The 12,032-nt window shown below is 67.4% G+C and carries 12 protein-coding genes; 8 read left to right on the top strand and 4 right to left on the bottom strand.

Translation table 11 applies throughout. From position 1 onward, the window contains the following. Positions 1 to 44: 44 nt before the first annotated feature. Together NX02_RS07445 and NX02_RS07440 are read right to left on the bottom strand one after the other, a co-directional pair. Positions 45 to 806: an SDR family NAD(P)-dependent oxidoreductase gene (locus tag NX02_RS07445; protein WP_025291567.1), complete on the bottom strand. Its 762-nt coding sequence runs from the start codon at positions 804 to 806 to the stop codon at positions 45 to 47. Between the two features lie 3 nt (positions 807 to 809). After that, a complete protein-coding gene (locus NX02_RS07440; protein WP_025291566.1) occupies positions 810 to 1,601 on the bottom strand; it encodes an SDR family NAD(P)-dependent oxidoreductase in 792 nt (263 codons plus the stop codon). A gap of 172 nt (positions 1,602 to 1,773) precedes the next feature. Between NX02_RS07440 and NX02_RS07435 the strand changes: the two genes are divergently transcribed. The 5 genes from NX02_RS07435 to NX02_RS07415 all read left to right on the top strand — a co-directional run bounded on the left by NX02_RS07435 (position 1,774) and on the right by NX02_RS07415 (position 5,950). After that, on the top strand, positions 1,774 to 2,547 hold the full coding sequence (locus tag NX02_RS07435; protein WP_025291565.1) for an SDR family NAD(P)-dependent oxidoreductase: 774 nt from the start codon (positions 1,774 to 1,776) through the stop codon (positions 2,545 to 2,547). A 20-nt stretch (positions 2,548 to 2,567) separates the two neighbouring features. After that, the gene (locus NX02_RS07430) at positions 2,568 to 3,734 is read left to right on the top strand and encodes a sulfotransferase family protein (protein ID WP_025291564.1); all 1,167 of its coding nucleotides are present in this window, start codon (positions 2,568 to 2,570) and stop codon (positions 3,732 to 3,734) included. Then, on the top strand, positions 3,731 to 4,180 hold the full coding sequence (locus NX02_RS07425) for a nuclear transport factor 2 family protein (protein ID WP_025291563.1): 450 nt from the start codon (positions 3,731 to 3,733) through the stop codon (positions 4,178 to 4,180). The genes NX02_RS07430 and NX02_RS07425 overlap by 4 nt, the downstream gene beginning before the upstream one ends. Next, positions 4,180 to 4,995 carry an SDR family NAD(P)-dependent oxidoreductase gene (locus NX02_RS07420; protein ID WP_025291562.1) on the top strand — a complete coding sequence of 272 codons (816 nt, stop codon included), beginning with the start codon at positions 4,180 to 4,182 and terminating at the stop codon, positions 4,993 to 4,995. The genes NX02_RS07425 and NX02_RS07420 overlap by 1 nt, the downstream gene beginning before the upstream one ends. 190 nt (positions 4,996 to 5,185) lie before the next feature. Then, entirely contained in the window at positions 5,186 to 5,950 is a 765-nt protein-coding gene (locus tag NX02_RS07415; RefSeq protein WP_025291561.1) for a helix-turn-helix domain-containing protein, read from the top strand. A gap of 21 nt (positions 5,951 to 5,971) precedes the next feature. Here the strand turns inward: NX02_RS07415 and NX02_RS07410 are convergent, their stop codons facing one another. Continuing rightward, entirely contained in the window at positions 5,972 to 6,739 is a 768-nt protein-coding gene (locus NX02_RS07410; RefSeq protein ID WP_025291560.1) for an SDR family NAD(P)-dependent oxidoreductase, read from the bottom strand. 350 nt (positions 6,740 to 7,089) lie between these two features. Here NX02_RS07410 and NX02_RS07405 point away from each other — a divergent pair, with 350 nt between their 5' ends. Genes NX02_RS07405 through NX02_RS07395 form a run of 3 tightly spaced genes read left to right on the top strand, consistent with a single transcriptional unit; the run spans position 7,090 to position 11,151 of the window. After that, positions 7,090 to 9,498, top strand: coding sequence for a TonB-dependent receptor (locus tag NX02_RS07405; protein WP_025291559.1), 2,409 nt, complete (start codon positions 7,090 to 7,092; stop codon positions 9,496 to 9,498). Beyond that, positions 9,470 to 10,393 (top strand): SDR family NAD(P)-dependent oxidoreductase, encoded by a 924-nt coding sequence (locus tag NX02_RS07400; RefSeq protein WP_025291558.1) that lies wholly within the window; start codon positions 9,470 to 9,472, stop codon positions 10,391 to 10,393. Before NX02_RS07405 ends, NX02_RS07400 begins: the two co-directional genes overlap by 29 nt. Beyond that, complete coding sequence (locus NX02_RS07395) at positions 10,384 to 11,151, top strand: SDR family NAD(P)-dependent oxidoreductase (RefSeq protein WP_039996471.1); 768 nt, start codon at positions 10,384 to 10,386, stop codon at positions 11,149 to 11,151. The genes NX02_RS07400 and NX02_RS07395 overlap by 10 nt, the downstream gene beginning before the upstream one ends. Here the strand turns inward: NX02_RS07395 and NX02_RS07390 are convergent. Next, the gene (locus NX02_RS07390) at positions 11,148 to 12,020 is read right to left on the bottom strand and encodes a 3-hydroxyacyl-CoA dehydrogenase family protein (RefSeq protein WP_025291556.1); all 873 of its coding nucleotides are present in this window, start codon (positions 12,018 to 12,020) and stop codon (positions 11,148 to 11,150) included. The two genes, NX02_RS07395 and NX02_RS07390, sit on opposite strands and share 4 nt — an antisense overlap. Positions 12,021 to 12,032: the final 12 nt, after the last annotated feature.

Genomic DNA, 12,032 nt, shown 5'->3' with positions numbered 1-12,032 from the left:
GAAGCGTGCGCTTGCTCGCCAGCCTGTGACCATCCCCCCGCCCATCAGTCGAAATTCGCCTGACCGCCATCCAGCGGCACCGTCGCCCCCGTCAGGTAGCCGAACTCCGGCCCGCACAGCGCCGCGACCGCACGCCCGATATCCTCCTCGCAGCGCCCCACCCTGCGTAGCGGGATCGTCCGGAAAAACGCCTCCGCTTCATCCGGCCGCGCCTCGATCCATGCCTTGAGCCCCGGCGAATCGGCATGCGGCGCGATCGTCAGCGCGCGGATGCCGTCCGGGCCCCATTCGGCGGCGGCGGCGCGGGTCAGCACGCGCGTCGCCTCCTTGACCGCCGCATAGGCGCCATAGCCGCTCATGTCCCACCGCCGCGCCGCCGAGGTGGCGAGGTTCACGATCACGCCGCCCGCGGCGCGGGCGAGGTGCGGATGGCACGCCTTCATCAGCCGGAAGCTGGCGAGCGGGCCCGAGGCGAAGCCGGCCTGGAACGCCTCGTCGGTCACGTCGGTGAGCGGGCCGAGCGGCACCTCCTGCGCATTGTTGACGAGGATATCGATGCTACCGAAGGTCGCCGCCACCGCGTCGACCAGCCCGGCGATCGACGCCGCGTCCTTCACGTCGCAGGCGAACGCCTCCGCCTGCCCGCCAGCACTGGCGATCTCGGCGGCGACGCTCTCCACCTTGGCCTGCGTGCGGCCGACCACCGCGACCCGGGCGCCAGCCGTGGCCATCGCAAGCGCGATGCCGCGGCCGACGCCCTGGCCCGCCCCCGTGACCAAGGCCACCTTGCCGTCGAGCGCCCCCATCGCTCAGGCCAGCAGGCTGGGTGCGCAACCGGGCAGCGCCGGCTCGTAATGGCCGGCCGTCCAGCCGCCATCGACCGCGATCTCGGCGCCGCTGATGTAGCTCGCCTCGTCGCTGCACACGAACAGGGTCGCCCGCGCGATCTCCTCGGGCTCGCCGATGCGCTGCAGCGGCACGCGGCGGAAGTGGCGCGCATTGACCGCCTCGGCAGCTTCGCCCGCGGGATTGCCCATCTCCGTATTCACCCCGCCGGGATGGATCGAGACGACGCGGATACCGAACGGCCCGAATTCATAGGCGTAGGATTTGCTGATGCCGCGCACCGCCCATTTGCTGGCGGTATAGGCGACGAGCCCGTTGCAGCCGCGCAGGCCATCCACCGAAGAGATGTTGACGATCACGCCCTTGCCGTTCGCCTTGAGCGCCGGCACCGCATGCTTCACCCCCATCATCGTGCCGATCAGGTTGATCCCCAGCACGCGCTCGACATCCGCCTTGCGCAATTCCTCGGCGGCGCCGAAATGGGTCACCGCGGCGTTGTTGACGAGGATGTCGAGCTTGCCGAACCGCTCTCCGGCATGCGCCACGATCGCAGCCCAATCCGCCTCCTCGCGCACGTCCAGCTTCTGGAAGGACGCGGCGTCGCCGATCTCCGCGGCGACCACGCGACCCTTCTCCTCCAGAACGTCGCCCAGCACCACTTTCGCGCCTTCCGAAGCGAAGAGTCGCGCGGTTGCCGCGCCCATCCCCTGTGCCGCGCCACTGATGATCGCTACCTTGCCGGCGAGTCGTCCCATCCGCATCCTCCTGTCGGCCGGCTGACACCGGCTCTGCTACGCAAGACTCGGCATATCACTGCAATATGTCAAGCTTTGCGTGTTGATTTGCCATCATCATTCTGCAATTTAACGAGCCGAAACGAGCAGTCCGCCATAATGCGAAGCGGACGCCAGCCGGAGAGGATCAGGCATGACGGAAACGAATTTCCCCCAGGGCGCCGCCATGGTGATGGGCGGCACCGGCGGTCTCGGTGCGGCTGCGGCGCGTGCGCTGGCGCGGGACGGCAGCGACATCGCCCTGTGCTTCCGTTCCAAGCGCGACGCCGCCGAAGCCATCGCCGATGAACTGCGCGGCTTGGGCCGCAGCGTCTCGCTGCACGCGGTCGATGCGACCGATCCCGCAACGATCGATGCCGCGCGCGACGCCGCGGTCGCGGCGCATGACCGCATCCACACGATGGTGTGGGCGGCGGGGCCGCTGGTCGACCAGCTCTATCTCTCGCAGACGCCTCTCGAAAAATGGAAGCGCGCGATCGACGTCGAGGTCCATGGCTTCTTTGCCGCCACCCAGGCGCTGATCCCGCATTTCCGCGAGCAGGGCGGCGGCTCCTTCGTCCATCTCGGCTCGGCGGGCGATCTCGCCTGGCCGCCGCGGGACGGGCTGTCGGTCGCGCCCAAGGCTGCCAACGAGTCGCTCGTGCGCGGCATCGCGCGCGAGGAAGGCAGCTACGGCATTCGCGCCAACACGGTGCTGGTCGGCGTGATCGACGCCGGCATGTTCCATGAACTGCTGGCGCAGGGCCAGTTCGACGACAAGTGGGTGGCGGAGGTGAAGGCACAGCTTCCGCTCGGCCGCTGGGGCCAGGCGGAAGAGATCGGCCACGCCGTCTCCTTTCTCGCCTCGAACCGCGCCGGCTACACCACCGGACAACAACTTGCCGTGGCGGGTGGCTACGGCATCTGATCGAGCGGAGGGGAATGAACATGAGCCAGGTAAGCGACCGCGCAACGCTCGCCGCGCGCGCCGAGGCAGCGACCGGATTGAGCGATTTCGGCGATCCGTGGATCTTCGAGAATCTCGATACGCTGATCCCGGTGCTCAACAGTGAATCCGAACTGACCGAGGTCGGCGTCGCGGGCGCGGAGACGATGATCGTCACCGCGCTCTCGAACCGGCTGCGCCATGTCCAGCTCATCAAGGATCATCCCGAGATCCTCGACGAGGAGATCGACGTCGCGGCCGTCGTCGTCGGCCTGCCGCGCACCGGCAGCACGATGCTCCACCGCATGCTCTCCTCCGCGCCGGGCATGACCGGCGTGAAATGGTGGGAAGCGCAGAACTACGCGCCGTTCGAGGGCGAGGCGGCGGGCGATCCGGAGCCGCGCCGCGTCGCCGCCAAATATTATCTCGATTACATGCTCGAGCACGCGCCCGACCTGATGTCGATCCATCCGATGAGCATCGACCAGTCGGACGAGGAACTGATCATCCTCGGCCTGCTCTTCTCGTCGACGATGATCGAGGGGATGTATTATGTCCCCAGCTACGCGCGCTGGCTGGTCGAGAACAGCCGCACGCGCTGCTATGCGGATCTGAAGGAGATCCTGCAGTCGCTCCAGTGGCAGGACAAGGGGCGCAAGGGGGCGAAATGGGTGTTGAAGACGCCCGGCCATCTGATGGCGCTGGACGGCGTGCTGGAAACCTTCCCGGAGGCCAAGATCGTGATGACGCACCGCGATCCGGTGCAGACCGTGCCCTCCTACTGCTCGATGATGACGACGCTCTATCACATGGCCTCCACCGTCGATCGCGAGCGGATCGGCGCGTTCTGGGAAAAGCGCCTCGCCGAACTGCTCGACCTGTTCATGTCGGTGCGCAGCAAGGCGGGACCGGAGAGCTTCATCGACGTCCGCTACACCGACACCACCACCAGGCCGATCGAGGAAGGCACGCGCGTGCTGACCGAGGCGGGCATCGAGGTGACGCCGGAGATCGTCGCGGGCATGGCCGAATGGGTCGAGGCCAACAAGCGCGAGGGGCGCGCGCCGCACCGTTATGCGCTGGAGGATTTCGGCCTCACCCGCGATCAGGTGGAGCAGGATTTCGCCGACTATCGCGCCGCCTTCCTCGGCGAAAAGGTGCCGGCATGAGCCCGCTCGACACGCTGCTCGCGATCGAGGGCGTCAAGCGCTGCAAGGCGGAATATTTCCGCTGCATCGACGAGCAGGACTGGGAGGCGCTGGTCGCCAACTTCACCGCCGATGCCGAGACCGACATGCGCGAGGCAGTGGAGCCGCACAATCCGGACCTGCTGTCGCACGATCCCAAGGCGTTCGCGCAGAACAACGCCTTCGTGCTCGGCCAGGTGAAGACCGCGCATTTCGGCTATATGCCGCGCATCGACATCGTCTCGGACACCGAGGCCAGGGCGATCTGGTCGATGGAGGACTGGCTCTGGGTGCCCGAGGGGCATCCGGTGCTGCCCGCCGGGCGGATGCATGGCTGGGGCCATTATGAGGACCGCTACGCGAAAGTCGGCGATCGCTGGCTGATGTCGGCGACGCGGCTGACCCGCATCAAGCTGGAATATAGCTGATGCCCGGTCCCTTCGAGAACGCCCCGCTCGACGGCAAGCGCGCGCTCGTCACCGGCTCGAGTTCCGGGCTTGGCGAGGGCATCGCGTTGCGGCTCGCGCAGGAGGGCGCCGCGGTCTGCCTGCACGGACGCAACGAGGAACGGCTGGCGGCGGCGCGCGAGCGCGTCGCCCAGGCCGGCGGCGAGGTCCACGCGGTCAGCGGTTCTCTCTCCGACGACGAGAGTGCCGCCGGCGTGTTCGCCGGCGCCCATGCGGCGCTGGGCGGCATCGACATCCTCGTCAACAATGCCGGCGGCGAATCGGCAGGCACCGGCACGATGCCGTGGTTCGATGTCGATGCGGCGTTGTGGAACAAGGCCTACAACTCCAATGTCGGATCGATCGTCCGGCTGGTTCGGCTGGCGGTGCCCGGCATGCGTGAGCGCGGCTGGGGGCGGATCATCCAGCTTTCGAGCGAGAGCGCCGATTTTCCGATGACGGTGATCCCCGATTATCAGGCAGCGAAGCTGGCGATCCGCTCGCTCACCCGCAGCCTGGCGATGGCGCTCTCGCGCACCGGCATCACCAGCAACAGCATCAGCCCCGGCCTCACCCATTCGGACGGGCCGGACCGCTGGCTGAAATCCATGGCCAAGGCGCAGGGCTGGGACGACGACTGGGCTTCCATCACCGCCCATGTGCAGGACGGAATGATCTCCAACTTTGCCGGCCGCATCGGCGAGCCGGCCGATATCGCGCATGTCGTCGCCTTCCTGGCCGATCCGCGCGCGGGCTTCATCAACGGCATCGACATTCCCGCCAACGGCGGTCGCTGATCCATCGGTCGTTGACCTTTGGCCTCAAACAATCCGAGAGTAGCGCGAAATAAGAGATCCGGCCGCGGGCAATGCCTGCGGCCGGATCAGTCAAGGGTTGGACGCCGGACCGCTGGCGTCGAACAACGGCCCGGACATCGCGAGGGAGAGACTAAGCCATGCCCCATCCGCGCGTCGTGCGAACTCTGCCATGACGGATCATGCGACGATCCCCGACACGTCCTCCGATGATCCAGCGACCGGCGAGACCGCCGCACTGCTCGGCGCGCTCCGCCGCGCACTCCGCAGCGCGGGATGGACGCAGTCGCGCCTTGCCGCGGAGCTGGGCGTGGGGAGCGCGACGGTGAAGCGCTGGCTGCACGGCCGCGGGCTCAGCCTGAACACGCTCGGCCGCCTCGCCACGCTCGCCGGCACCAACCTTGCCGAACTGACCGACGAGAGCCGGCTGGCCGCGCAGGAGAATGATCATCTGACGCTAGCACAGGAAGAAGCGCTGACCCAGGATCCGAACCTGTCGACGATCTTCTTCCTCATCGTGAAGGGCTGGCCGCTGAGCGAGGCGACCGAAGGCTTCCACATCCCGCCCGACGTGGTCGAACGCCATGTCGCCAAGCTGGAACGGCTGGCGCTGGTCGATCGGCTGCCGGGCGGCCGCGTCCGCGCCCGGTTGAGTCCGGCGCATGCATGGCAGCGCGTGCCCATGCGCCGCCATTTCGAGCGCAACCTCAAGCAGTTCTTCTCGTCGATCGACTATGCCGATCCGCAGACCATTTTCGGTGCGGAGACGGTGAAGCTGTCACCGCTTGGCGTGGCGCGGATGCGCGAGCGGATCGAGGCGTTCCGCGCCGATCTGCGTGCGATCGAACTGGATGATCGGCGCACGGCGGCGTTGCCTGGGGAATGGCACGCCGTGCTGGCGGTGGCGCGATCGATGAAGACATTGATCGGGCCGTAGCACGGTCGCGCGCAGCCCCCCCTACCCCGGCACGAACAATTGCCCCACCTTCCCCCCATCGACCGGCAGGCACGCGCCGGTGATGAACGATGCCCGGTCCGACAGCAGGAACAGGATCGCCTCGGCAACCTCCTCGGGCCGCCCGCCGCGCCGCATCGGGATCGTCTCCGATACCCGCGCATTGCGCTCCGGATCGGCGGCGGCGAACGCCATCGTCGCGGGCGTCATCACCTGCCCCGGCGCCACGACATTGATCCGCACGCCATGCGGCGCCGCCTCCGCCGCCGCGACCGCGCTGAAATGGACCAGCGCGGCCTTCGACGCCGAATAGCTCGCCATGCCCGGCATCGCGCGCAGCCCGTTCAACGAGGAGATGTTGACGATCGCGCCCGCCCCCCGCGGGATCATCACCCGCATCGCCGCCTGCGTGCCGATGAACACCGCGTCCGCATTCACCCGGAAATCGGATCGCCATTCGGTGATGTCGAGGTCGAGCACATCCTTGTAGGTGACCGCCATCGCATTGTTGACCATGGCATCGAGCCGGCCGTGGCGCGCCGCAACCTCGGCGACGAGTGCGGCAAAGGCAGCGGCATCCCCCACATCGAGCACATGCGACTCGACCGACCCATGCGCCGCGATCTCATCGTGCGCCGCGTACAGCACCTCTGGCCGCCGCGCGCAGATGACGACGTGCGCGCCCTCCCGCGCCAGCAGCGCCGCGGTCGCGCGGCCGATGCCGTCGCTGCCCCCCGTCACGATCGCCACGCGCCCGTCCATATCGCCCATGATCCCGCCTCTCCCGATCATAAAAACACCAATGCGTGGGCTTTTGGTCGATCACCCTCTTGACGCCCCGCTTGATTGGTTTAGCCAGTCAATCAGCACTCGCTTCACTGTTTGCGTAAAGAGCGTCGTGTTATAAAGCGCAAGTCATAAAGACAAATGAGAGGGGCAAGCTGATGGCCAAGGGATTTTCCGCGTAGCGAATGCCGCGCCCGACCGCGCAAAGAGCGACCAGCCGGCGCGGATGGCGAGATGATCAAAAACCCGTTCAGCGCGAACCCGATACGGGCGTGTTGACCGGGTTGGCCGCACATGCGGCCGTCCAGAAACGGCGTCGATCCAGGAGAGGATTAATGCGCTTCACAATCGTCGCGCTGGCACTTGCCGGCGTTTCCACGTTTTCGACCGTCGCATACGCGCAGGATGCCGCCCAAGGCCCGGCACCCCAGGCGGACCCGGTCAGCGAGACCACGCTCACCGACATCGTCGTCACCGCGCAGCGGCGCGAGGAAAGCCTTCAGAGGGTGCCCGTCGCGGTCACCGCGATCGGGGCGGAGGCGCTGGACACGTTGCGTGTCACCAACGTCAAGAACCTCGCCGGCCTGGCGCCCAGCCTGCAGATCCAGACGCAGGGCCTCCAGAGCAACCCGTCGATCGCGATCCGCGGCGTCGCCTCGGGCGTGTCGAACAACGCCGTCGATCCCAAGGTCGGCATCTATCTGGACGGCGTCTATATCGGCCGCACGGTGGGTTCGATCTTCGACCTTGCCGACATCCAGCGCGTCGAGGTGCTGCGCGGTCCGCAGGGCACATTGTTCGGCCGCAACGCGACCAGCGGCGCGATCAGCCTCGTCAGCGCACCGCCCACCGGCGAGTTCGAGGTGCGCGGCAACGTCTCCTACGGCAATTATGACGCGATGCGCGGCAAGGTGGTGATCAACCTGCCGCAGTTCGGCCCCTTCTCGATCAAGCTCGCCTATCTGCACGACCAGATCGACGGCGACGCGACCAATCTGCTGGGCGGCCAGACGATCGACCTGTCGGCGCGCGACCCGCGCTTCGGCACGCTGACCTTCGCGCGCAAGCTGGGCATGCGCAACATCGACGGCGGGCAGGTCGCGGTGCGCGGTGAGTTCGGCAACCTCACGGCCGACTATCGCTTCGACTATACCGATGCGCGCACCACCGGCCGCGCGATCCAGAGCCTGGGCGTGATTCCCGACCAGTCGGGCCAGTTGCTCCAGCCGATCGTCAACCTCCAGCCCTTCTTCGGGGGCATCACCAATTATGCGCCCGACGAGCGGCTCGATGCGGTCGCCAACGGCACCAGCACCGAGCATGTCGTGACGCAGGGCCACAGCCTGAGCTTGACGTTGGAAGCGAACGACGTGCTGACGCTGAAGAGCATCACCGCCTTCCGCAAGTTCCGCCAGGATCCCAATATCTACGATCTTGCGGCGACCGGCGGCCTGCGCTTCACCTTCGCCCAGTTCGCGGCGTTCATCACGCCGGGGCTGACGCCGGAGCAGATCCAGGGGATCCTGTTCAACCCGGCCAATGCGCCGGGGCCCAACGATTATTTCTATTCGCTGCTCACGTCGCGTGACACGCGGCAGAAGCAGTTCAGCCAGGAACTCCAGTTCCAGGTGCAGACCGACAATTTCGATCTCACTGCCGGTCTCTTCTACTTCCACGAGAATTCGCCGGCGGTCGATTTGCTCGGCATTCTCTCGCCGATCCCCGGCGGCCGGGTGGTGCCGAGCCCGCTCGACGCCGCGTTCGGCAGCGGCACCACCGACACGCTGTCGATCAACGATTCGATGGCGGGCTATGCGCAGGGCACGCTGCACATCGGCGATACGATCGATATCGCCGCGGGGCTGCGCTACACGATCGACGATCGCCAGCTGGAAATCTTCAACATTGCCGGCGGCCAGGGCGGCCAGCTCGGCATCGGCAAATACAAGGTCTCCTTCGAGAAGCTCAACTATACCGGAATCGTGACCTGGCGGCCGACCAACTCCGCCACGCTCTATGGCAAGATCTCCAGCGGCTATGTGGCGGGCGGCATCCTCAGCGGCATCCCCTACGATCCCGAAACGCTGATCGCCTATGAAGTCGGCGCCAAGACACAGCTGTTCGACAACCGTCTGCGGCTCAACGTCGCCGCTTTCTACAGCGACTACAAGGATCTGCAGACGCAGAACTTCATCAACGGCCGCCAGTTCTTCGACAATGCCGGCAAGGCATCGATCAAGGGCTTCGAAATCGAGGCCGACCTGATCCCGCTGCCCGGCCTCACGCTCAGCGGCAATGTCGGCCTCGCCGATCTGAACTATAAGACCTTCATCCTGAACGGCGTCGAGGTCGCCGACGTGGCCCGCACGACCTACAACTCGCGGTGGACCGCCCGGGCAGCGGCGCAATATGACGCGCCGGAATTCTCAAACGGCAGCCATCTGCAAGGCCTTGTCGAAGGCCGCTATCGCAGCGCTTATTATTTGACCTCCACGCCGTTCATCAACATCGCCACCGGCCAGGAGGCCCTGGAGGATCTCAACCGCCAGCCCGGCTACTGGTTGGTCGATGCTCGCGTCGGCCTCGTCGATCTGCCGATCGGCGGCAGCAAGATCTCGATCTCGGCGTTCGGCCAGAACCTCCTCGACAAGGACTATATCGCTTTCGGCGCGCCGGTCCTGTCGCTGGTGGGCACCTATGAGAGGGGACGGACCTATGGCGTCGAACTCGGCTTCGCCTTCTGACGCTCCCCGGCTCGACGGGCGCGTCGCGCTCGTCACCGGGGCGAGCCGCGGCATCGGGCGCGCGATCGCCCAGCGGCTGGCTGCGGCCGGCGCGACGGTGGTGGTCACCGCGCGCTCGGTCGCGGCGCCGGCGGCGTTGCTGCGCTTCGGTGCCGAGCACCGCGTCGCCGGCACGCTCGACGAAACCGTGGCGCTGATCGCGGCGGCCGGGGGCAAGGCGATCGCGCTTCCCGCCGACATCGAGGACCGCGCACAGCGCGAGGCGCTGATCGAGCGCGCCGCCGGGGCTGCGGGCGGGCTCGACATCCTCGTCAACAATGCCGGCTTCGCCGATTATGCGCGGGTCGAGGACATGACCGACGACACTTTCGCGCGCACGATGCTGCACTATCTGGAGGTGCCGTTCGCGCTCAGCCGCGCCGCCGTGCCGCGCCTGCGCGCAGCGGGCGGCGGCTGGATCGTCAATATCGGGTCGGTCACCGCGCTTCCGCCGATCCGTCCCTATCTCGATTACGCCCGCGCCGGTGGCGACACCGTCTATGCGGCAGTCAAGGCGGCGCTCAACCGCTTCAGCCAGGGCCTCGCCGCCGAACTGGTCGACGCCAATATCGCCGTCAACGTGGTCGCGCCGTCAACCGCGATCCGCACGCCGGGGGCGGCGCAGCTGATCCCGGAGGGCTATCCGACCGAGGATGTCGCCTATCTCGCCGAGACGGTGCTCGCCATGTGCCATCTGCCCGCGGCCACGCGCACCGGCCGCATCGCCTATTCGATGCAATGGCCGCACGATCATGAGCTGACCGTGCGCTCGCTCGACGCGCGCGAAACGCTGGCGCCCGCCGAGCCGCCCGCGCTGTCGCACCCCGGCATCGTCGCACTGGCGGAATGGGCCTGATGCGTCGGCTGGAGGGCAAGGTCGCCGTCGTCGCCGGTGCCGGCGGCATCGGCACTGCGACCGCGGAGCGGCTGGCCGCCGAAGGTTGCGCAGTGATGCTGGGCGACCTCGATGGCGCCTCGGCCGTGACGGCTGCCGCCGCCATCGAGACAACCGGCAGCCCGTGCGCGGGCATGGCCTATGATGCCGCCGACGACGATGCGGTGGCGGGGCTGGTCGCCGCTGCGGTCGATCGGTTCGGCCGGCTCGATTTCATGCACGCCAACGCCGCTAACATGCGCGCGATCCGCGAGGATGGCGATGCGATGACGCTGTCGCTCGACACGTTCGACGCCACCGTCGCGGTCAATATGCGCGGCACGCTCAGTTGCGCGCGCCACGCCTTGCCGCACCTCGTCGCCAATCGCGGCGCCTTCGTCGTCACCTCCTCTTCGGCGGCGCACATGGGCGAGCCCGAGCGCGTCGCCTATGCGATGACCAAGGCGGCGGTGAACGCGCTGGTCCGCCACATCGCCAGCCGCTGGGGCAAGGAAGGCGTCCGCGCCAATGCTATTGCGCCGGGCATGGTGCTGACCGCACAGATCAAGCAGTCGATGCCGCAGGAATTCCAGGACCGGGTGCTCGCCGCCCACCGCCACTGGCGGCTGGGCGAAAGCGAGGACATCGCGGCGATGGTGGCCATGCTCTTCTCGCCCGACGGCGAATGGATCAACGGCCAGGTGATCGCGGTCGACGGCGGCGCCTCGCTGAGACCCTAGCTCAGCGAAGGCACCGGCTCCGCGCCCGAATAATCGTAGAAACCCCGCTTGCTCTTGCGCCCGAGCCAGCCGGCCTCGACCAGCTTCATCAGGATCGGCGCGGGCCGATATTTGGGGTCGCCGAAGTCCGCCTGGAACACGCGCAGGATTTCCAGCACCGTGTCGAGCCCGATCAGGTCGGCCAGGGTCAGCGGGCCCATCGGGTGCCCCAGCCCCAGCTTCACGCCGGCATCGATGTCCGGGATCGAGGCCAGTCGCTCGCCCACGGCGAAGCAGGCTTCGTTGATCAACGGCAGCAGGATGCGGTTGACGACGAAGCCGGGGCTGTCCGCGGCGATGATCGTCGTCTTGCCCACTTTCTTGCCGAACGCCTCGGCGACGGCGACCGTGGTATCGGCGGTGCCGAGGCCGCGGATGATCTCCAGCAACGGCATCAGCGGCACCGGGTTGAAGAAATGCAGGCCGATGAAGCGCGCCGGATCAGGCGCCGCCTGCGCAAGCCGGGTGATCGAAATCGACGAGGTGTTGGTCGCCAGCACCGCATCCGGGCCGAGCAGCTTGCCGACATTGCCGAAGATCGTGCGCTTGAGGTCCTCGCGCTCGGTCGCGGCCTCGATCACCAGCTTGGCGCCTGCCAGCGCATCGAGATCGCCGACCGGCTCGATCGCGGAAGCGGCGGCGTCGCGTGCGCTGCCCTCCAGCTTGCCCTTATCGACCGCGCGGTCGAGCATCTTGACGATGCCGGCCTTGCCCTTGTTGGCGATGTCCAGCGAGATGTCCGCGAGCAGCACCTTGATGCCGGCCTGAGCGGCCACCTGCGCAATGCCCGAGCCCATCTGGCCGGCGCCAATCACCCCAACGACATCCATCGGCAATCTCCC

This window comes from Sphingomonas sanxanigenens DSM 19645 = NX02, assembly GCF_000512205.2.
In the GTDB taxonomy this organism is placed as follows: domain Bacteria; phylum Pseudomonadota; class Alphaproteobacteria; order Sphingomonadales; family Sphingomonadaceae; genus Sphingomonas_D; species Sphingomonas_D sanxanigenens.
This window is presented reverse-complemented; position numbering and strand designations above follow the sequence as displayed.

What these genes read in the sequence shown, in the direction of transcription:
- NX02_RS07400 (WP_025291558.1), top strand. Translation starts at nt 9,470, where the DNA reads ATGGCGTCGAACTCGGCTTCGCCTTCTGACGCTCCCCGGCTCGACGGG.
- NX02_RS07430 (WP_025291564.1), top strand. Translation starts at nt 2,568, where the DNA reads ATGAGCCAGGTAAGCGACCGCGCAACGCTCGCCGCGCGCGCCGAGGCA.
- NX02_RS07390 (WP_025291556.1), bottom strand. Translation starts at nt 12,020, where the DNA reads ATGGATGTCGTTGGGGTGATTGGCGCCGGCCAGATGGGCTCGGGCATT.
- NX02_RS07440 (WP_025291566.1), bottom strand. Translation starts at nt 1,601, where the DNA reads ATGGGACGACTCGCCGGCAAGGTAGCGATCATCAGTGGCGCGGCACAG.
- NX02_RS07420 (WP_025291562.1), top strand. Translation starts at nt 4,180, where the DNA reads ATGCCCGGTCCCTTCGAGAACGCCCCGCTCGACGGCAAGCGCGCGCTC.
- NX02_RS07405 (WP_025291559.1), top strand. Translation starts at nt 7,090, where the DNA reads ATGCGCTTCACAATCGTCGCGCTGGCACTTGCCGGCGTTTCCACGTTT.
- NX02_RS07395 (WP_039996471.1), top strand. Translation starts at nt 10,384, where the DNA reads ATGGGCCTGATGCGTCGGCTGGAGGGCAAGGTCGCCGTCGTCGCCGGT.
- NX02_RS07410 (WP_025291560.1), bottom strand. Translation starts at nt 6,739, where the DNA reads ATGGGCGATATGGACGGGCGCGTGGCGATCGTGACGGGGGGCAGCGAC.
- NX02_RS07435 (WP_025291565.1), top strand. Translation starts at nt 1,774, where the DNA reads ATGACGGAAACGAATTTCCCCCAGGGCGCCGCCATGGTGATGGGCGGC.
- NX02_RS07425 (WP_025291563.1), top strand. Translation starts at nt 3,731, where the DNA reads ATGAGCCCGCTCGACACGCTGCTCGCGATCGAGGGCGTCAAGCGCTGC.
- NX02_RS07415 (WP_025291561.1), top strand. Translation starts at nt 5,186, where the DNA reads ATGACGGATCATGCGACGATCCCCGACACGTCCTCCGATGATCCAGCG.
- NX02_RS07445 (WP_025291567.1), bottom strand. Translation starts at nt 806, where the DNA reads ATGGGGGCGCTCGACGGCAAGGTGGCCTTGGTCACGGGGGCGGGCCAG.